1 protein-coding gene is annotated in these 441 nt (G+C 54.6%); it reads left to right on the top strand.

The genetic code is table 11. The features are described 5' to 3' along the window. A partial coding sequence (locus EAO38_RS08750) for a DNA methyltransferase (RefSeq protein WP_162982770.1) occupies window positions 1–247 on the top strand: 247 nt, incomplete at its 5' end. Window positions 248–441 lie beyond the last annotated feature (194 nt).

The following is a 441-nucleotide window of genomic DNA, read 5'->3' as shown; positions in this document are numbered from 1 at the left end:
TTTAGAAATCTTGCCTAGGGGCTCAGTGGTGTTAGATTGTTTTTCAGGGAGCACAGGGGTGGCATGCGCGCAACTAGGGCTAGATTTTATCGGTGTGGAGAAATCCCCAGAGTATGCTAAGATCGCTAAAGAGAATTTAGCCAAAGCGTTAGATTTGGGCTTGTTTAATGCGAGCCGGGGTAAAACAGAATGTTTTACCCCGTTAGCGAGTGGGAGCCAGCAAGCGCAGAATGCGCGCAGCCCTTAGCGAGCACAAGCCGGGCTGAAGCAGACGCGCCGGGGTTAAGCAGACGCGCCGCCTAAAAAGCAGACGAGCCGGCAAGAAGCGGGACGCTTCGCAGCCCTTAGCGAGGGCGAGCTTTTAGGCGTTGGCAAGCAAGATTTACCCCGTTAGCGAGCACAAGCCGGGGCTGAAGCAGTATGCTTAAGCCCGTTAGCGAG

The organism is Helicobacter vulpis (genome assembly GCF_003660395.1).
GTDB lineage: Bacteria > Campylobacterota > Campylobacteria > Campylobacterales > Helicobacteraceae > Helicobacter > Helicobacter vulpis.
This window is presented reverse-complemented; position numbering and strand designations above follow the sequence as displayed.